Source organism: Pseudonocardia asaccharolytica DSM 44247 = NBRC 16224 (assembly GCF_000423625.1).
Taxonomy (GTDB): Bacteria; Actinomycetota; Actinomycetes; order Mycobacteriales; family Pseudonocardiaceae; genus Pseudonocardia; species Pseudonocardia asaccharolytica.
This window is the reverse complement of sequence record NZ_AUII01000001.1, coordinates 423,544-441,096: the sequence shown is the minus strand read 5'-3', so window position 1 is coordinate 441,096 and position 17,553 is coordinate 423,544. Positions and strand designations below refer to the sequence as shown.

Genomic DNA, 17,553 nt, shown 5'->3' with positions numbered 1-17,553 from the left:
TCGCCGGTCAGGCATTCCGAATGCACCCGCACCAGCACCGGGGCGGCGGCCGGGTCGCCGGCCTGGTCGACCTGCCCGCGCACCAGCGCCACGTGCTCGGTGCCGGGGGCGGGGCCCTCGGGCAGGGTGCGGTAGGTGAGCGCGGTCCCCCGCGGGTCCTCGCCCTCGGCCACCATCGGCGGCAGACGCAGCGCCTCGGCGCGCTCGGCGGACAGCCCGACGCACACCACCCCGCTGGTGTGGCGGATCAGGAAGGCCATCGCCTCCGGGGTGACCTTCTCCGCGGCCATGATCAGGTCGCCCTCGTTCTCCCGGTCCTCGTCGTCCACGACCAGCACCATCCGTCCCCGCCGCAGCTCCGCCAGCGCCGCCCCCACCGGACAGCGTGAGTCCCCGTCGCGGGCTGGCTGCCCGAGCGCCGCGCTGCTCGACATGCCTCACTTCCTTCCGATTGCGGCATGGTCGGTCGCCCCGTCGTGCCCGCCGGTTCTAGTGTGGTGTAGCGGCAGAGTGGAAGATCGAACAGTGCCGATGTCGTGTCACTCGCTGGGTTGGCGTCATATCAGGCGGGGAAGTCGTCCCGGGCGTGCACCACCTTGCCGTCCATCATGGTGGCGATCACGTCGATGTCCTTGATGTCGTTCTCGGCACATGTCATCGGGTCCGCGGAGAGCACGGCGAGGTCGGCGAGCTTGCCGGTCTCGATCGAGCCGAGTTTGTCCTCCATGAACAGCGCGTACGCGCAGTTCATGGTGAAGATGCGCAGCGCCTCCTCTCGGGTGATGCTCTGGTGGGCGCCGATCGTCTTTCCGGTGAGTCCGGTCTGACGGGTGATCGACTCCCAGATCGTGAACATCGGCGACCGGGGACCCCAGTCGGTCTCCTGGCAGACCGGCACCCCGGCATCCAGCCACCATCGCAGCGGGATGGCGTTCTCCGCGTAGTCGGGGCCCAGCCGGTCGAGGTAGACCTCGTCGCCCTTTCCCCAGATGAAGTTGGTCGCCGTCGTCGGGATGATGCCCAGCCGCTTGCACTCCGCGATCTGTTCGCGGGTCGGGAACTCGCAGTGCTCCAGGATGAACCGACGGTCTGCGATCGGCGTCTCCCGGTCGAGCTCGGCCATGGTGTCCAGGAAGATCTGGATCGCGCCGCGCCCGGCCGCCTCGCCGTGGATGCGCAGCCCGTACCGGGCAGCGAGCCGAACCACCGCCCGGTACGCCTCGACCGGCGCCAGCGTCCCCGGCGACACAAGGTCCCCGAAGGGGCCGACGTACGGCTCATCGAGCACCGCCGTTCCCTGCCAGTGCGGGCCGTCCAGCCCGATGCTCACCCCGGCGATCCCGACCCGGTCGTTGCCGAAACCCTTCCCTGCGGCGAATGCCATGGCCCGGACCAGTTCTTCGAGCTCGGCCATCGGACGGTTCGGGTCCAGCTCCACGGTGTAGAACACCCGCAGTGGCAGATCCAGCTCGGCGTAGGCTCGCAACTCCTCGGGCGAGGTGAGGTGGTTCTCCAGCAGCGTCGTCGTGCCGAGCGAAACGAAATCCGGGGCGAGCAGACGAATGCCCTCGCGGACGAACTCGTATGTCGGCTTCGGAACGAAGCCGGTGACCACATCGAAGTACGATGACTGCGGGTAGAGCGGGTTCATCGTGCGCAACTCGCCGGTCGGTTCGCCGGTGGCGGGATCACGGGGGATCTCGATGCCGTCCAACCAGTAGGCGTCCTTGCGGATCTGGACCCGGTTGGGATTGCCCGCCGGAACCGAATCGGCCGTGATCCCGGCGAGTTCGAAGGCGAGGCTGTTGAAGACCGCGGAGTTGGGAATGCGGTTGGTCGGGGCGGTGATGTAGACCGGATGCTCCGGGGCGGCCTCGTCCAGCTCGCGGCGCGTCGGGAACCGGCCTTCCTCCAAGGCCCCTGGCACGTTGAAGAAGTAGGGGCCATCGCCCACCGGGGTCGTGACGATCACGGTTCCGGCCGGTACCTGCTGGGCCCGCTCGCGGATACGAGCGCAGATCTCCCGGACCGAGCGGGCCCCGTTCAGATCGACGAAGTGTTTTTCCATCCCGAACGTGCCGATGTGCCCGTGCGGGTCGATGATGCCAGGAATAACGGTGGCGCCGTCGATGTCGAGGACCTTGGTGGCGGAACCCGCCAGTTCCAGGACCGCGTCGTTGCGGCCCACGGCGACAATCCTGTTGTCCTTGACGGCGATCGCCTCGGCGCTGCTGAATTCAGCATCGACCGTGAGGACATTACCGTTGACGATGACTGTATCTGCGGCAGAGAGCGAAACCGGACGGTCGGTCACTGCGAGGCTCCTCTCGGATCAACCGGCGGTATCGGTCGCCGGCGGGGAAAGCGAATGCAGAACCGCCGGCGGGTCTCCTCACGCCGGCTGTGATCGGTTCCACAGGCATGTTGGATGCCCGCTCGGGGTAAGGCGAGGCGCCGGTCCGGCATGGCTGGACACCCGCGGCTGCGGCCGGCCGATCAGTTGACCGTCACCAGTTGGTCGGGTGTGCCCGCGGCGGTACCGGGCGCTCACGCAGCAGCCGTATCCCAGCGTGCCGGGCAGCTTCCTGCACGTCCTGCGCGGCTTGCTCGGTGAGGCCCCGAGTGAACAGCGACGACGGGCCGGCCAGCGACAGCCCTCCGATCGGCTGGCCGTCGGGCCCGACCACCGGCGCGGCGACCGAGGTGCGGTCCTGCTGGAAGGCTCGGGACACCACGTAGCCGCGTTCCCGGGCGGCGGTCAGCTCATCGCGCAGCGCGGCTGTGTCCGGCGCCGGCACCTGATCCGACAGGCTCCGCAGCCGGGCCTCGACGTCGGCGGATTCGAGCAGCGACAGCGGGGCCTTGCCGCAGCCGGTCAGGAACGCGGGTGCGCGCAGCCCGACCCAGTTGGCCATCGGGATCCGCTGCGCGTCAAAGCTGCGGTGGTACAGGTACACCACCCAACCCCCGACCAGCTGCCCCAGGTGCGCTTCCAGCCCGCGCATCCGGGGCAGCCGGCCCATCACCGGCTCGGCGGCCTCGACGAGCCCGCTCCGCTCGATGAGCTGACCTCCCAGCTCGAGTAGCGTCGGTCCGAGCCGGTACCCGACCTGTGGGAGCAGCTCCAGCATGCCCTCCGCCGCCAACGAGGTGCACAGGGCATGCACGGTGCTACGCGGGATACCGGTGCGTTCGGAGAGCTGACGGACCGAGAGCACGCTGACCGACGGGGTGAACATCCGGAGCAGGCGCACAGCCTTGGTCACCGAGGCGACGCCGGCGCCAGGCACCCGATCGATGCCGACCATGGCCGGAGTCTATGCACCCCGAAACACCCCCTGGGGGATGGGTTTTCCCTGGTAATGGGTTTGTCAGGGGTGTCCAGCGGTTCCGGACAGCACGTCTGGATCCCCGGCTCGTCGGGATTAGCGTCCACGGCCATGCGACCCCTCTACCGTGCTCCCAGCGGTATCGCGTTCCGCTCTCGGGAGGAGCTCAACCAGCAGTACGACATCGAGGTGTCGGTGCCGGATTTCGGTGCCTACGCCGAGCAGTACGTCGGCGAGAGTGCCCGGGCCCGCGACGAGCTCACCTGCCACCTCGACGTCTCCTACGGCCCGACCCTCGACGAACGCCTCGACGTGTTCCCGGGTGAGCCGGGCGGTCCGGTCGTGGTGTTCATCCACGGCGGCTACTGGAAATCGCTGACCAGCGCGGAGTTCAGCCTGGTGGCCCGGGGGCCGGTGGCCCGCGGCGCGACCGTGGTGATCCCGACGTACGCGCTGTGTCCCCGGGTGACCATCGACGAGATCGTCCGCCAGCACCGGGCGGCGGTCGCCTGGACCTACCGGAACATCGCCAACTACGGCGCCGACCCGGAACGGCTCGCCGTCGTCGGGCACTCCGCGGGCGGGCACGGTGCGGCGATGGTGCTCGACACCTACTGGGCCGACGACTACGGGCTGCCGCAGGACCTGGTGCGTGGCGCCTGCGCGATCAGCGGCCTGTTCGACCTCCGTCCGATCCCCTACACGTTCGCGCAGCCCGACTTGCAGTTCACGGCGGACCAGGTGATGCGTAACAGTCCCATTCTCAACCTGCCCGAATCGGCACCGCCGCTGCTGGTGACGCATGGCGGGCTCCAGCCTGCAGAGATGGAGCGGCAGTCGGTCGACTACATCACCGCCTGGCGGGCCGCCGGGCTGCCGGGGGAGTACTGGCCGCGCCCGGAGTTCAACCACTTCGACGAGATCATGGCGCTGACCGAGCCGGACAGCGAGCTCACCGAGCGGGTTCTCGGGCTCGCCAAGGGCTGAGCGCTATGGCGCGCGTGTTCCAGCTCCCGGTGACGACCGGACGGACCGCCATCGCAGCCCCGGCCGTGGTCGGTTCTACCGACCGGCCGCGGCCGGGGATCGCGGCCGGCTACCTCGCTCCGCATCCACCGCATCTGATCTACGCCGAGAACCCCCCGCAGAACGAACCGCGTTCGACCGGTGGTTGGGAGGTGCTGCGCTGGGCCTACGCCGAGCTCCGCCGCCGGTTGACCCGGTTGCGCCCGGACGTGCTCGTGGTCCATGCACCGCACTGGATCACCATGGTCGGCCATCACGTGAACTGCGTGCCGAACCCGCGTGGGGTCTCCGTCGAGCCGATCTTCCCGCACCTGTTCCGCTACCACTACAACATGACGACCGACGTCGAGCTCGCGGAGACGATCGCCGATTGCGCCGCCGAGGCCGGGCTGGTCACGAGCAAGCTCCGTGAACCCGGCGTTCGGGTGGACTACGCCACGATCGGCGCGTTGCACCTGGCCAACCCGTCCTGGGACATCCCCGTCGTCTCGTTGTCAGCCAACAACAACCCCTACTTCTACGCCGAGGCCGCGCTGGACGAGATGGAGGTGCTCGGCGCGGCCACCCGCAGGGCGATCGAGACGACCGGACGACGCGCGGTACTGCTCGCCTCGAACTCGCTGTCGCACCTGCACTGGGACGTCGAGGCGGACCTGCCCGAGGACATGTCGCGCGAGCACCCCTTCAGTCACCACCAGTACCAGTGGGACATTCGGCTGCTGGATCTGGTGCGCACCGGCCCGACCCGCGCGGTGGCCGACTTCGTCCCCCAACACATCGCACAGACCGCCTCGGAGACCAAGGCCGGCAGCCTGACCTGGTTGCTGGCCGCGCTGGACTGGCCGGCCATCCCGGGCGATGTACTCGGTTACGGGACGATCATCGGCACCGGCAACGCGGTCGTCGAGTGGGTGCCGGAGGAGTTCAGCGATGTCTGAGGCGACAGTTGTCGGCGGTGCGCTGGTCCCCGGCATGCCGCACCTGCTCGCCGCTTCCCCGGCGCCCAGCTGGAAGCGGCTGGCCGAGGCGGTGCTCGAGGTCGGGTCCCGGCTTCGGGCGGCGAACCCGGACGCGGTCCTGCTGCTGTCCACCCAGTGGTTCACGGTGCTCGGCCACCAGGTTCAGCTGGATCCGAACCCGCGCGGGCAGCGGACCGACGAGAACTGGTACGCCTACGACTTCGGCCACCTCGACTACGACCTGCGCACCGACACCGCGCTCGCCGAGGCGTGGGCAGCCGAGATCGACACCGTCGGCATGCAGGCCCGGCGCACCCACTACGAGCACTTCCCGATCGACACCGGCACGGTCGTGGCGAGCCGACTTCTCGACCCGGACCGCACGCTGCCGATGGCCCAGGTCTCCTGCAACCTCTACGCGGATGCCGACGCACTGTTCCGGGTGGGTGCGGCCGGTGTCGCAGCGGCCCGCCGGCTCGGCCGACGGATCGCCGTCGTCGGAGTCTCCGGCCTGTCCTCCGGGCTCACCCCACGCTGGATCAGTCCGAAGGAGGACGAGATCAGTGACCCGGCACATGAGCAGTGGAACAGCCGGCTGCTCGGCCTGCTCGCCGCCGGCGACCTCGCCGCCGCGCTCGATCTGCGCGAAGCATACAGCCGGGCGGCCGCGGCCGACAGCCAGCTGCGCGTGCTGCCCTGGCTGGTCGGCGCCGAAGGCGCAGTCGGTCCGGGCGAGGTCCTCGCCTCCGGGCCGATCTGGGGGACCGGTGCCGCGGTCGTCCACTGGCCGGCCTGACCGGCCTTCTCGAGTGCACCCACCCTGCTCAGGAGGAGAGAACCATGGCGAATCAGGCGGTCGGCTTCATCGAGGCGGAGGGCTTCGTGCCCATCTTCGACGCGGTCGATGCGATGGCGAAAGCGACCGACGTCGAGATCCGAGGCGTGATCAAGGTGGGCGGCGGTCTGGTGTCGGTGGCGATCGCCGGCGACCTGGCGACAGTGGAGGAGGCCGCGGACATCGGGGAGGAGACCGCGCGGGCAGTCTCCGGCCGGGCGGTCTCCTCGATCGTGTTCGCCAGCCCGAGTCCCCCGGTGGCGGCCCTGGGTCTCGACCCGCAGGCCGTCCTGCCCAGTTGATCTTTCTTGACAGTTTCCTTGGAGGTTAGGCATGGCATCGGATCGAGCGATCGGTCTGATCGAGACGCGCGGCGTGGTTGCGCTGTCCGCCGGGATCGAGGCGATGCTCAAGACCGCCGACGTCCGGTGCATTGCGATCGAGCGGGTGAGTAGCGGCTATCTGGTCGCTGGCATCCAGGGCACGCTCGCGGCGGTCCGTCAGGCCGTGGAGGCCGGCACCGCCGCGGTCCAGCAGCACGGACTGGTGCACAGCGCTCAGGTGTACCCCAAGCCGCACAGCGCCTCCGCGGAGGTTCTCGCGGCAGGGCCGGGCCAGGTCATCCGGCAGGTCGTCGAGGCCATCGAGGGACGGGTGGATTGATGCTCATCGGGGAGGTGCAAGGGCCGGTCTGGGCGGACCGGCAGGTCACCGGATTGGACGGGCGGCGTCTGGTGCTGGTGCAGCCGATCGGTGGGCACCCGCTCGTCGCGGTCGACCTGATGGAATGTGGGCGCGGCTCTCGGGTGCTGGTCGCCACGGACGAGGCGGCCCAGGCCGCCACCGGCGAGGCGACCGTCGACGCGGCCGTCGTCGCGCTGGTGGCGGTCGCTGACGAACCATCAGCACCGCCCACCGCGGCGGGCGGAGGACGAACGTGACCGCGACGATCATCTGGTTCGACGAAGCCCGCTGTCGCGATCGCGCCCTGGTCGGCGGGAAGGGCGCCGGACTGGCCGAGATGAGCCAGGCCGGATTGCGGGTCCCACCCGGGTTCGTGGTCACCACCGCGGCGTTTCGCGCAGCGCTCGGTCCCGACCTGCGGCGCGACATCGACGAGCAGCTGGCCAGGTTCGACCCGGATCAGCCGACGAGCGAGCTGGAGCGGTTCGCCGCCGAGCTGCGTGGCCGCGTCGTCGAGGCCACCGCGGGACACCGCACACGGGACGCGATCGACGAGGCATACGAGCAGCTGCGTCGGACCGTCGGGACCGATCTCCCGGTCGCGGTGCGATCGAGCTCGGCGGCCGAGGACTCAGCGGACAAGAGCTTCGCCGGCGAGCACGACACCTACCTCTGGGTAGACGGCGCGGAGGCGCTGCAGGACTGCGTCCGGTCCTGTTGGGCCAGCCTGTTCACCGCCCGCACCCTCAGCTACCGGCTGCGCATCGGCTCCGCCGCCCTCGACGACGCGATGGCGGTGGTGGTGCAGCGAATGGTGCCGGCGACCGCGGCCGGGGTGTTCATGACGCTCAACCCGTCCAACGGGGACCCCTCGAAGGTCGTCATCGAATCGGTCTGGGGACTTGGCGAACCATTGGTATCCGGTCAGGTCACCCCGGACCGCTTCGTGGTGGACAAGGTCAGCGGCGAGATCCTGCGGCGCGACGTCGCCGTCAAGAAGAGCGCAGCCGTCCGCGACCCCCATGCCGCACACGGCGTCGTCGCCGCCGCCGTGCCGCAGGGCCGCCGGGAACAACCCAGCCTGACCGACGCCGAGATCGGCGAACTGGTCCGGCTGGCGCGGCTGGTCGAGCAGCGGTCCGGATGTCCGCAGGACGGTGAGTTCGCCCTCGACGAGGGTGCCGCGCCGGACAACGTCTTCCTCCTGCAGACCCGCCCGGAGACGGTGTGGTCCCGCCGCGCCCGGTCCGGGGTGGCCGGTGGCCGCACCGCTCTGCAGTCCGTCCTCGCCACCCTCACCGCTGGCGCAGGTGTGCCCGGCGCGGCCGGCGGCCACCCCGGCTGATCGAACCACCCGCAGATCCCTCACCGGAAAGGACGAGCCGTATGGCCGAGAACCGGTTCCCCAGTCCCTTCGAGGTTCCCACGCCGCCTGGCGCGGAGGGCTGGGAGCGCATGTACAACTGGTATCACCTGTTCGGCGAGGAGCGCCGCGAGCAGGACGAGAACCGCTTCTGGTTCCAGGACCGGCTGCACCACCCGGAGGTGATACACCCATACGACGAGATTCAGTGCGAGTGCTGGTGGCAGGCGCTGGGCGCGTTCAACACGCGGATCTTCGCCATGCCCCCGGCCTTCGGCAACGACCAGCGGATCGTCAACGGTCGGCTGTACGTCTCCCCGATCTCCGCGCCACCCGAGCAGGTGGCCGCCCGGGCCGAGGAGTTCGCCCGCCGCGCCGGGCACTACTACGAGAACTGGGACGAGATCTACACGAAGTGGAAGCAGAAGGTGGTCGCGGCGCACCAGCGGATTCGGGCGCTGCGCTTCGATCCGCTTCCCGACCTCGAGCCGGAGGAGACGGTCTTCTCCCACCTGGGGCACTCGGCCGGCTACCGGTTGATTCGGGATTTCGACATTCTCGTTCAGACGATGTACGAGACGTACCAGTACCACTTCGAGATGCTCAACGTCGGTTACGCCGCCTATCTTACGTTCTTCGGCTTCTGTAAGAAGGCGTTCCCCGACATCAGCGATCAGTCCATCGCACGGATGATCGGCGGGCTGCACGTCGACCTGTACCGCCCCGACGACGAACTCAAGCGCCTGGCCAAAGAAGCGGTTCGGCTCGGCATCGACGCCGAGGTCCTCACCTCCCAAGACGCACAGACGCTGTTTGCTCAGCTCGCCGGGAGCCAGGCCGGCCGGGAGTGGGTCGCCGACTGGGAGGCCACCTCAGATCCCTGGTTCCTGGTCAACACCGACCCGGGTCACCCGGGCGGCTATCACGTGTACGACACGTGGCTTGACGACCCGAACATCCCGCTGACCTCGGTCCGGGACTACGTCGCCCGACTTAAGGCCGGCCAGGTGATCGACCGCCCCACCGAACGCTTGCTCGCCGAACGAGAGCGGATCACCAAGGAGTACCGCGACCTGCTGGTGCCCGAGGACCGTCTCTCCTTCGACGAGGTGGTCGAACTGGCGCGGACGGTCTTCGTCTACATCGAGGAGCACGCGCTCTACATCGAACACTGGATGTGGGCGACGTTCTGGGCGAAGTCCAAGGAACTGTCCCGGACGCTGGTCGCGCACGGCATCTTCGACGATCCGGAGGACATGTTCTTCCTCCGCCGCTACGAGGTCTCGGAAACCCTCTACGACCTGGTGGCGGCCTGGTCGGTGGGCGGCGTGGCCCGGTCCCGGGACTACTGGCGGCCGGTGATCGCCGAGCGCCGTCGGATCTTCCAGGCATTGCAGGAGTGGGAGCCGGTGCCGGCGCTCGGCCCCACACCGGAGGCGGTCACCGAACCGCTCACCGTGATGCTGTGGGGCATCACCACCGAGACCGTCAACGAATGGCTCGACGACTCCGACGACACCCGCTCGGGGCGGGTATTCCGGGGAGTGGCCGGTTCACCCGGTGTGGTCGAGGGGCCGGTCCGGATCATTCGGCAGCTGTCCCAGCTCGACAGCATCCAGCAGGGCGACATCATGGTGTGCCCGGCGACCTCGCCGTCCTGGGCGCCGGTCTTCTCCAAGATCGCGGCCACGGTATCGGATGTGGGCGGCATCATGAGCCACACAGCCATCGTCTGCCGGGAGTACGGGCTGCCGGCGGTGGTCGGGACCGGCCACGCGGTGGCGAAGCTCAAGGGCGGCCAGCGCGTCCGGGTGGACGGGGACACCGGCGTCGTCACGGTCCTGGACTGACCAGTGCCCAGAGATCAGAGTGAGCCAACGGCTCCGCGGTCGGCCCAGTGGTCGGGCTGGGCGGCACGGCGACGGCGGACGCTGCGCCGAGTGACAGCCCGCCGGGCCATACCCACCGTGGACGGCGCGGCGTTGACCACGGTCATCCTCGACATGGGTGGGGTGGTGATCCCAACCCTGTTCGAGCTGACCGGTGCGCCGGGTCTGCCCGGAGGCCCGTTCGCCAGGGACGGGGAGTACAAGGCCGTCGAACGGGGAGTGCTACAGGAGCGGGACTACTGGCGACGATGGAGCGAGCGTCGGCCCGAGCTCGACATCGCAACCCTGTGGCGGGAATGCCGGGGGATCCGCGCCGAGATGCGCGGTCTCATCACCCAGCTCACCGAGCGGGTCCGGTTGGTGGCCTTCACCAACGACATGGCCCACTGGTTCGGCGCGGACTGGCCGCGGCGGTTCCCGGAACTGGTGTGTTTCGACGCGATCCTCGAGGCCGCCAGCCTCGGCGTGCTCAAACCCGACCCGCAGGCATTCGCGGCGGCGGCGGAGACGCTGGGCGAGGATCCCTCTCGTTGCCTGTTCGTCGACGATCTCCCCGCAAACTTGAGCGGGGCACGCGCGGTCGGGATGCACACGCTGCTGTTCGACGTGCTCGATCCCGAAGGGTCCGCCGTACGCATCCGCACGACCGTCGGGCTGGCCGACGGGGACGCCCCGGTCCCAGGCCGCGTGTTCCGGCTGCCACCAGCGCCGGACCGGGCTCGACCCTAGCCGCCCTACGGGAGGACCCCTGATGAGAGCTGCCCGATGGTCGCCGGAGCTGATGGCCGGACAGCCCGGCACCGAGCGCGGCGTGCTGCGCCACTACGTAGGTGGGCGGTTCCTACCCGTTGATGCGACCTTCCCGAAGATCAGCCCGGTGACCGGACGGATGATCCTGGAGGTCGCCGAAGGTGATGAAGAGACCGTGGACACGGCGGTGTCCGTGGCGCGCCGGGCGTTGCACGGGCCGTGGGCCCGCACCTCCCCCGACGACCGCGCCGCCCTGCTGCGGCGGATCGCCGACGAGCTGGAGCGCCGCCACGAGGACCTGGTCGCGGCAGAGGTCGCCGACACCGGAAAGTCGGTTTCCCAGGCCCGAACCCTGGACGTCCCGCGCGGCGCAGCGAACTTCCGGGCGTTCGCCGACCTGATCGCGGGAGCGCCGCTGGAGGCCTTCCAAACCACCACCGCGGACGGCCGCCGGGCGCTGAACTACGCCGTGCGGCGGCCAGTGGGTGTGGTGGCCGTGGTGGTTCCGTGGAACCTACCGCTGCTGCTCACCACCTGGAAGGTCGCGCCCGCGTTGGCCTGCGGGAACACCGTGATCGTCAAGCCCTCGGAGGAGACTCCCTCGTCGGCGACCGTGCTCGCCGAGGTGATGGACCGCGCCAGCGTACCCGAGGGGGTGTTCAACCTCGTGCACGGCCACGGGCCGGGTGCGGCCGGCGAGCTGCTCACCAGCCACGCCGGGATCGACGCGATCACGTTCACCGGCGAGTCCGGTACCGGAAGCGCGATCATGCGCTCGGCCGCGGCGGGGCTCAAGGCGGTGTCCTTCGAGCTCGGCGGCAAGAACGCGGCGCTGGTCTTCGCCGACGCCGACCTGGACGCCGCGGTGGCCGGCACCACACGGTCGGTATTCACCAACGGCGGGCAGGTCTGTCTATGCACCGAACGAGTACTGGTCCAGCGCGCTGTGTTCGCCGAGTTCCGCGACCGGCTGACCGACCAGGCCCGGCAACAGCGCTACGGCTGGCCCGCGGACCCGCACACCCAGGTCATCCCGATGATCTCACACGGCCATCGCGACAAGGTGCTCAGCTACTACCACCTCGCGACGCAGGAAGGGGCCACAGTACTGGCCGGCGGCGGCGTCCCCACCTTCGGCGACGACCGTGACGGCGGGGCGTACATCCAGCCCACCGTGCTTGCCGGCCTGGGATCCGACGCTCGGGTGAACCGCGAGGAGATCTTCGGGCCGGTCTGCCACCTCCAACCGTTCGACGACGAGGACGAGGCAGTGCAGACCGCCAACGAAAGCGACTACGGCCTGGCGGCCACCGTATGGACCAGCGATGTGCACCGCGCCCACCGCGTGGCGCCCCGTCTGGAGGCCGGACTGGTATGGGTGAACAGCTGGTTCCTCCGCGACCTGCGCTCGCCATTCGGCGGGATGAAAGCCTCCGGCATCGGTCGCGAGGGCGGCCGGCACTCGCTCGACTTCTACTCCGAGCTGACCAACGTCTGCGTCGAGCTCTCCGAGCACGGATGAGCACGCACTCGAGGAGGAGCATGACCAGGAACCAGAGCCGGGTGCTCCCCGGCAAGGCGACGCCGCGAGGGAGATACCCGCACGTCAAAACCATCGGCGAGTTCGTCTTCGTCTCGGGGACGAGCAGCCGCCGACCAGACGACACCATCGCCGGCGCTCGGCTTGACCAGGACGGGACGATCCGGCTGGACATCCGGGAGCAGACGCGCGGGGTCATCGAGAACATTCGTGACATCTTGCAGGCCGTAGGCGCCGATCTCGCCGATCTCGTCCAGATCACCACCTACCTGGTGTCAATGAACGACTTCGCCGGATACAACGAGATCTACGGCGAGTATTTCGACGAGTCCGGGCCGACCCGTACCACAGTGGCGGTCCACCAATTACCGCATCCACAGCTGCTGATCGAGATGCAGGCCGTGGCCCACCGGCCCGTCACCTCACCGGAGAACCGGAGTGGTGCCCGTCCAGCTTCTCCCTGAGCTCCACCCTCGAGCACACGTCCAGCTTCCGGTAGACCCGCCGCAGGTGCCATTCCACCGTGTGTTTGCTGAGGAACAGCTCCTCGGCGATGGCCCGAGCGGTATGGCCGGCTGCGGCCTGCTCGGCGATCCTGCGCTCGCTGGGGGTCAGCGATGCAACGCCGGTCAGTACGTGTCGTCGGGGGCGTGCCCCGCTGGCCAGCAACTCCTCGCGCGCCCGCTCGGCGATCGCGGTGGCGCCACCCCGATGGGTGAGATCGAGGGCGCGCCGGAGATTCTCCCGCGCCTCGGTCACAGCCCCCGATCGACGCTGTCGGCTGCCTAGTTCGAGCAATGCACGCCCGAGCTCGAGTTGCGAGTCGGCCACTTCGAGCGCTGCGACAGCTGCGGTGAGATGGACCAGCGCCTCGGGCCCCGCCTCGACGGTGCCGCGGCGCCGCAGCGCGGCACCGAGTTGTGCTGGCAGGCAGAGCTGGCGAGCGAGCGCCAACTCGTGGTCGATCAGAGCCAGGGCACCCTTCCGGTCACCGGCGGCACACGCGGCGAGCCCGGCAAGCGAACGCCAGGGAATAAGCGCCGGGCTGGCCGGGGCGAGGTACTCATCGAGGCATTCCCCGGCGGCGAGGAAGTCGGCGTACGCCCCAGGAGCGTCACGGCGTTCGAGGCGCAATCGACCGCGGGCCGCATAGAACCACGCTTTCATGCCGCGAGTCGCAACGCTGCCCAGGAGCGGCGCGACCTCCCGCAGCACGGCAGCGGCGCGATCGACTTCGCCGCGTTCGATCAGGCATTGCGCGAGGACGGACTGCGGGGCGGGCACACCGGAATGCCAGCCGCGTTCCATACCGTGGATAGCAGCCTGCGCATCGGCCGCCGCCTCCGCCAGCTGCCCACGGGTGTACATGATCAAAGCACGGACCATCGATGCCTCGGCGAAGGCGAGCGTCGCGCCACGTTCGCGGGCATCGGCGAGGACGAGGTCGATCGCCCGCTGGGCATCGCCAGGGCGCCCCGACCAGAGCAACGCGAGGATCGCAAGGTTCATCGCCATGCTCTCCGAGCCTTCCGCGCGAAACAGGGCGTCGTCGTCGAGTGCGTGTTGGGCCAGCTCCGCCGTCCACGTCGCCGGCTGGTCGCCGACGCTCATCGCGGTGTCGAGAGCCAGGTTGGCCAGCAACGCCCGGTCGGCCGTTGTCCCACGCGAACGGCTTCGGAGGTCTCCCTGTGCCCGCAGCCGAGCACGCAGCTCGGGACGCAGCGCGACAACATACTGCGCCGCGCACATGAACCCGGCTTCGAACGTCAACATGGCGGAGGGATCATTGCGGGTGAGCTCGGCGCCACGGCGAAAGATCGTCGCGGCCTCGTCGTGGCGTCCGTAGCGATAGAGGGTTTGGCCCAGCGCGTACATCGCGCGGATCCGTTCCTGCCGGTCGTCGAGAATGCTCAGGGCCTCCTCGAACCGGCCGAGTGCGGTCAGCTCGCCGGCGGCCGCCTCGGCGAGGCCGAGATCGATCAACAGCGGGGCCGCCCGATCGTCGGGACAGAGCTCTACGGCCCGGCGCAGGAGTCGCACCGCGGACTTCGGCGAACCCTTGCGAGCGGCGGCCCGGGCTGCGTCGTGGAGCGTGGCGAGCGCCCATCCAGCGCTGGTCGGGGTTCCTGCCAACAGGTGGTGAGCCACAATCTCTGCGGTCGCCCCGGAACGGTGCAGCAGCAACGCGGCAGTCACGTGCATGGCCGAGCGCTCGGCGGAGCCGAGCCCCTCGTAGACCGCGGATCGGATCATGGGGTGCGAGAACGCGATCGTCTCGGCCCCGCTGAGGATGTTCGCGTCGATCAGCCGCTCTGTGGCGGTGGCAGCGGCGGGACCGTCGAGCCCCGCCAATGCCGTGGCGATAACCAGCGGGTATCCGTCGCCGAGGACGGCACGAGCCTGTGCCAGGAGCAGGGCGTCGGGGCCGAGCCGAGTCAGCCGAAGGGCCACGTTGCGGCTCACCGAGTGTGGGGCGAACGCCGCGACCCGGGCCGCGGCGTTCTCCCGCCAGGCAACTGGATCGGCGAGAACCTCGGAGACGATCTCCCGGAGCAGGAACGGATTCCCCCGCGTCGCCTCCCAACTCGCCTGGACGAAATCGTCCCCGAGGGCGTCCGGCAGCGCCTCGACCAGCAGCTCCCGACTAGCGTCCAGGCTCAGTTCCGCGGGCCGCACTGTCGGTGCGGAGGAGGCGTCGACGAGCCGGGTTACCAGTTCTGGTTCCTCGGCCGGGTCCCCGTTGCGGATGGCCGCGATCATCGCCAGCGGCAGGTCGGCGAGGCGTTGTGCGAGATAGACGAGGAACCGCAGTGAGGGCTGGTCCGCCCAATGCACGTCGTCGATCACCAACGCGGTGGGCTGTTCCTCGGTGAGATTGACCAGACACCAGTACAGACCGTGCAGTAAAGAGTGCTCGTCGTTCAAGGCAACACGTCGAGTGCCGTCGTCCATCCCGTCGAGCAACGGCGCCGCCAACGAGGCGCGGCCACGGAGCATGAACTCGCGCCGCTCGGTGGTTGCGCTGGCTACGACAGGATCGAGCAGCCCCAGCACGACGCCGAATGCGTAGTCGCGTTCGAGCTCTCCGGCGCGGGCGTGTAACACGCGAAGCCCGATCTCGCTGGCGAGCCCGCGCGCCTCCGCGAGCAGCCGCGTCTTGCCAATTCCGCTCGGGCCCTCGATGACCAGCACCCGACCGTGGCCGCTCCGGGCCAACCGCAGCGCCTCACAGAACCGGTCAAGTTCGCGGCTGCGTTCAAGGACGGCGGGCTCGTTCGACATCGTTGTCCCCGATTCCACTGGCTGCACAACCTCGGGCGACGGTAGCCGTCGACCGCAGCGTGGTCGACAGGGGGTTCAAAAACCATTGGGGATACCGGATAAACCAATGGTCACTTGTCTCCATCCCCATCCGGCGATGGCGGCGCCAAGGTGCCGCTGCGGTCATATGGTCAGCGCGTCCGCCCGGGACCGCTGTCCCTTCGATCGACAGTGGATCAGGAAATTCGGTGAACACACCATCGGATCCCCAAAGAGGAGTCAACGTGCGTGCCAGCAGGCCGGAAGATGTCGTCCAGATGGCCGTTAAAACGATCAATGGCCAGGACATGGAGGGCGCCCTCTCCTTCTATGAGCCGACGGCCACCTTCGTCGCTCAGGACGGCAAGAGGTACGTGGGTAGAGAAGCCGTCCGGGAAGCGCTGTCGGAGTACTTCGCGATCCAGCCGACACTGACGGTGACCGCTGTGAGGAAGGTGGTCGAGTCCGAGGAGATCGCCCTCGTCGCCGGCGACTGGACGCTCACCGGAACCGCCCCGGACGGCTCCCCCATCGAGATGAACGCAACCAACATCGATGTGGTACGCCGTCAGACCGAGGGACACTGGCTCATCGTGATCGACAATCCCTTCGGCCTGGAGTAGGGCGTTCAGGAACTCGAAATTCCCCGACGGTCGGAGAACCTGACCGCGCGTCATAGGCTGGAACCGCGCCGAAAAACGGTCGTCAGTAATGTGAGAAAGGATTTCAAGATGGGCTTGCACTGGGGGCTGCTACAGGAGGGCGAAACGCCACTTGGAACGTCGCATTACCATCGTTACAAGCAGCTCGTCAAGGAGGTCCAGTTCGCAGAGGAGATGGGCTTCGACTTCTGGGGTGGGTCGGAACAGCACGGCCTGAGTCCGATTGCGACGACATCTGCGCCGGACATCCTCTACGCCTACATCGCGGCGCAGACGAGCCGCATCAACTTCATGCACCAGATCGTGCTCCTCCCGCACAAGATCAATCATCCGCTTCGGGTGGCCGAGCGGATCGCGACGCTGGACATCGTGTCCGATGGGCGAGCCATCCTCGGGGTCGGACGGGGCAACAACCCGTTCCAACTCGCAGCGTTCGGCGCCGATGCGACGACCGTCCGCGCAGAGATGATGGAATCCCTGGAGGTGATCGGCAAGGCTCTCTCCCATGAGGAGTTCGAGCATGTCGGGGAGCGCCTGAACATTCCTCGAATGAGTCTGTCCCCGCGGCCGTACCAGAATCCGCATCCGCCGATCATGATGGTCGGCACGAGCCTCGAGTCGAACCGCTATGCCGGTGAGATGGGGATCGGCATCATCAACTTCGACAACTGGCTGGGCTGGGACGAACTCGAGGAAAAGGCAGCGGCGTACAAGACGGCCATCAAGAACCCGACGCGCCAGGTGGGCGGTGCGGTGTTCGACCGGATGTGCAACTGCGTGATCACGGCATATTGCGCGGAGACGCGGGAGGAGGCCAAGGCCATTGCCGGGCCGATCGCGATGAGCTTCCTCGGCGCGATCTCGGAGCTCACCTACGGCCGCTTGGCCAAGGAGTCGCCCGACTACGCCTACATGGCCCGCACCGGCGAGGAACTCCAGGAGATCATCAAGAACAACGATCTCGATGCGCTGATCGAGCGGACGCCGAGCATCCTCATCGGAACGCCGGATGACTTCATCGAGCGTGGCCGGCGTCTGGAGGCCATGGGATACGACGAGGTCACCCTCCGGCTTGAGGGCATGGGTCACGAGCAGGTACTGCGTTCGATGGAACTCATCGGCCGGCACGTGATCCCGCACTTCAAGGCGCCGAACAGCATCGCGCGGGTAGCGCCGGTCGGTGACGGCCGGATCACGTGAGTCGGACAGAGCCAGG

At 68.6% G+C, this 17,553-nt stretch carries 17 protein-coding genes; 13 read left to right on the top strand and 4 right to left on the bottom strand.

Annotated elements, in window-relative coordinates; all coding sequences use genetic code 11:
* The 3 genes from G567_RS0102075 to G567_RS0102065 form a co-directional block, all read right to left on the bottom strand.
* On the bottom strand, nt 1-434 hold a 434-nt coding region (locus G567_RS0102075), incomplete at its 3' end, for a 3,4-dihydroxy-2-butanone-4-phosphate synthase (protein WP_028928655.1).
* Nucleotides 435-562: 128 nt separating this feature from the next.
* Complete coding sequence (locus tag G567_RS0102070; protein WP_028928654.1) at nt 563-2,314, bottom strand: amidohydrolase; 1,752 nt, start codon at nt 2,312-2,314, stop codon at nt 563-565.
* Nucleotides 2,315-2,507: 193 nt separating this feature from the next.
* Nucleotides 2,508-3,308: an IclR family transcriptional regulator gene (locus G567_RS0102065; protein WP_028928653.1), complete on the bottom strand. Its 801-nt coding sequence runs from the start codon at nt 3,306-3,308 to the stop codon at nt 2,508-2,510.
* Between the two features lie 132 nt (nt 3,309-3,440).
* On the opposite strand from G567_RS0102065, the gene G567_RS0102060 reads away from it, so the two are divergent.
* From G567_RS0102060 to G567_RS0102010, 11 genes are all read left to right on the top strand, one after another.
* Nucleotides 3,441-4,316, top strand: coding sequence for an alpha/beta hydrolase (locus G567_RS0102060; protein ID WP_051232070.1), 876 nt, complete (start codon nt 3,441-3,443; stop codon nt 4,314-4,316).
* 5 nt (nt 4,317-4,321) lie between these two features.
* The gene (locus G567_RS0102055) at nt 4,322-5,293 is read left to right on the top strand and encodes a DODA-type extradiol aromatic ring-opening family dioxygenase (RefSeq protein WP_084795695.1); all 972 of its coding nucleotides are present in this window, start codon (nt 4,322-4,324) and stop codon (nt 5,291-5,293) included.
* The gene (locus G567_RS0102050; protein WP_028928650.1) at nt 5,286-6,110 is read left to right on the top strand and encodes a DODA-type extradiol aromatic ring-opening family dioxygenase; all 825 of its coding nucleotides are present in this window, start codon (nt 5,286-5,288) and stop codon (nt 6,108-6,110) included. The genes G567_RS0102055 and G567_RS0102050 overlap by 8 nt, the downstream gene beginning before the upstream one ends.
* Nucleotides 6,111-6,154: 44 nt before the next feature.
* On the top strand, nt 6,155-6,451 hold the full coding sequence (locus G567_RS0102045; RefSeq protein ID WP_028928649.1) for a BMC domain-containing protein: 297 nt from the start codon (nt 6,155-6,157) through the stop codon (nt 6,449-6,451).
* Between the two features lie 31 nt (nt 6,452-6,482).
* Nucleotides 6,483-6,812: a BMC domain-containing protein gene (locus G567_RS0102040; RefSeq protein ID WP_028928648.1), complete on the top strand. Its 330-nt coding sequence runs from the start codon at nt 6,483-6,485 to the stop codon at nt 6,810-6,812.
* Nucleotides 6,812-7,090 (top strand): EutN/CcmL family microcompartment protein, encoded by a 279-nt coding sequence (locus tag G567_RS26305; protein WP_051232068.1) that lies wholly within the window; start codon nt 6,812-6,814, stop codon nt 7,088-7,090. The genes G567_RS0102040 and G567_RS26305 overlap by 1 nt, the downstream gene beginning before the upstream one ends.
* A complete protein-coding gene (locus G567_RS0102030; RefSeq protein WP_028928647.1) occupies nt 7,087-8,178 on the top strand; it encodes a PEP/pyruvate-binding domain-containing protein in 1,092 nt (363 codons plus the stop codon). The genes G567_RS26305 and G567_RS0102030 overlap by 4 nt, the downstream gene beginning before the upstream one ends.
* 41 nt (nt 8,179-8,219) lie before the next feature.
* Entirely contained in the window at nt 8,220-10,046 is a 1,827-nt protein-coding gene (locus G567_RS0102025) for a PEP-utilizing enzyme (RefSeq protein WP_028928646.1), read from the top strand.
* A gap of 90 nt (nt 10,047-10,136) precedes the next feature.
* The gene (locus tag G567_RS0102020) at nt 10,137-10,814 is read left to right on the top strand and encodes an HAD-IA family hydrolase (RefSeq protein WP_147200952.1); all 678 of its coding nucleotides are present in this window, start codon (nt 10,137-10,139) and stop codon (nt 10,812-10,814) included.
* Between the two features lie 22 nt (nt 10,815-10,836).
* Nucleotides 10,837-12,357, top strand: coding sequence for a 2-hydroxymuconic semialdehyde dehydrogenase (locus G567_RS0102015; RefSeq protein ID WP_245585500.1), 1,521 nt, complete (start codon nt 10,837-10,839; stop codon nt 12,355-12,357).
* 20 nt (nt 12,358-12,377) lie between these two features.
* Nucleotides 12,378-12,839 (top strand): RidA family protein, encoded by a 462-nt coding sequence (locus G567_RS0102010; RefSeq protein ID WP_028928643.1) that lies wholly within the window; start codon nt 12,378-12,380, stop codon nt 12,837-12,839.
* On the opposite strand, the gene G567_RS0102005 is transcribed toward G567_RS0102010, so the two are convergent.
* Complete coding sequence (locus tag G567_RS0102005) at nt 12,793-15,657, bottom strand: ATP-binding protein (protein WP_028928642.1); 2,865 nt, start codon at nt 15,655-15,657, stop codon at nt 12,793-12,795. The two genes, G567_RS0102010 and G567_RS0102005, sit on opposite strands and share 47 nt — an antisense overlap.
* Before the next feature lie 263 nt (nt 15,658-15,920).
* Between G567_RS0102005 and G567_RS26300 the strand changes: the two genes are divergently transcribed.
* Both G567_RS26300 and G567_RS26295 read left to right on the top strand, forming a co-directional pair.
* Entirely contained in the window at nt 15,921-16,298 is a 378-nt protein-coding gene (locus G567_RS26300; RefSeq protein ID WP_051232065.1) for a YybH family protein, read from the top strand.
* A 108-nt stretch (nt 16,299-16,406) separates the two neighbouring features.
* A complete protein-coding gene (locus G567_RS26295; protein WP_037055297.1) occupies nt 16,407-17,537 on the top strand; it encodes an LLM class flavin-dependent oxidoreductase in 1,131 nt (376 codons plus the stop codon).
* The last annotated feature ends 16 nt before the right edge of the window (nt 17,538-17,553 follow it).

What these genes read in the sequence shown, in the direction of transcription:
- G567_RS0102065 (WP_028928653.1), bottom strand. Translation starts at nt 3,308, where the DNA reads ATGGTCGGCATCGATCGGGTGCCTGGCGCCGGCGTCGCCTCGGTGACC.
- G567_RS0102060 (WP_051232070.1), top strand. Translation starts at nt 3,441, where the DNA reads ATGCGACCCCTCTACCGTGCTCCCAGCGGTATCGCGTTCCGCTCTCGG.
- G567_RS0102055 (WP_084795695.1), top strand. Translation starts at nt 4,322, where the DNA reads ATGGCGCGCGTGTTCCAGCTCCCGGTGACGACCGGACGGACCGCCATC.
- G567_RS0102050 (WP_028928650.1), top strand. Translation starts at nt 5,286, where the DNA reads ATGTCTGAGGCGACAGTTGTCGGCGGTGCGCTGGTCCCCGGCATGCCG.
- G567_RS0102045 (WP_028928649.1), top strand. Translation starts at nt 6,155, where the DNA reads ATGGCGAATCAGGCGGTCGGCTTCATCGAGGCGGAGGGCTTCGTGCCC.
- G567_RS0102040 (WP_028928648.1), top strand. Translation starts at nt 6,483, where the DNA reads ATGGCATCGGATCGAGCGATCGGTCTGATCGAGACGCGCGGCGTGGTT.
- G567_RS26305 (WP_051232068.1), top strand. Translation starts at nt 6,812, where the DNA reads ATGCTCATCGGGGAGGTGCAAGGGCCGGTCTGGGCGGACCGGCAGGTC.
- G567_RS0102025 (WP_028928646.1), top strand. Translation starts at nt 8,220, where the DNA reads ATGGCCGAGAACCGGTTCCCCAGTCCCTTCGAGGTTCCCACGCCGCCT.
- G567_RS0102015 (WP_245585500.1), top strand. Translation starts at nt 10,837, where the DNA reads ATGAGAGCTGCCCGATGGTCGCCGGAGCTGATGGCCGGACAGCCCGGC.
- G567_RS0102010 (WP_028928643.1), top strand. Translation starts at nt 12,378, where the DNA reads ATGACCAGGAACCAGAGCCGGGTGCTCCCCGGCAAGGCGACGCCGCGA.
- G567_RS0102005 (WP_028928642.1), bottom strand. Translation starts at nt 15,657, where the DNA reads ATGTCGAACGAGCCCGCCGTCCTTGAACGCAGCCGCGAACTTGACCGG.
- G567_RS26295 (WP_037055297.1), top strand. Translation starts at nt 16,407, where the DNA reads ATGGGCTTGCACTGGGGGCTGCTACAGGAGGGCGAAACGCCACTTGGA.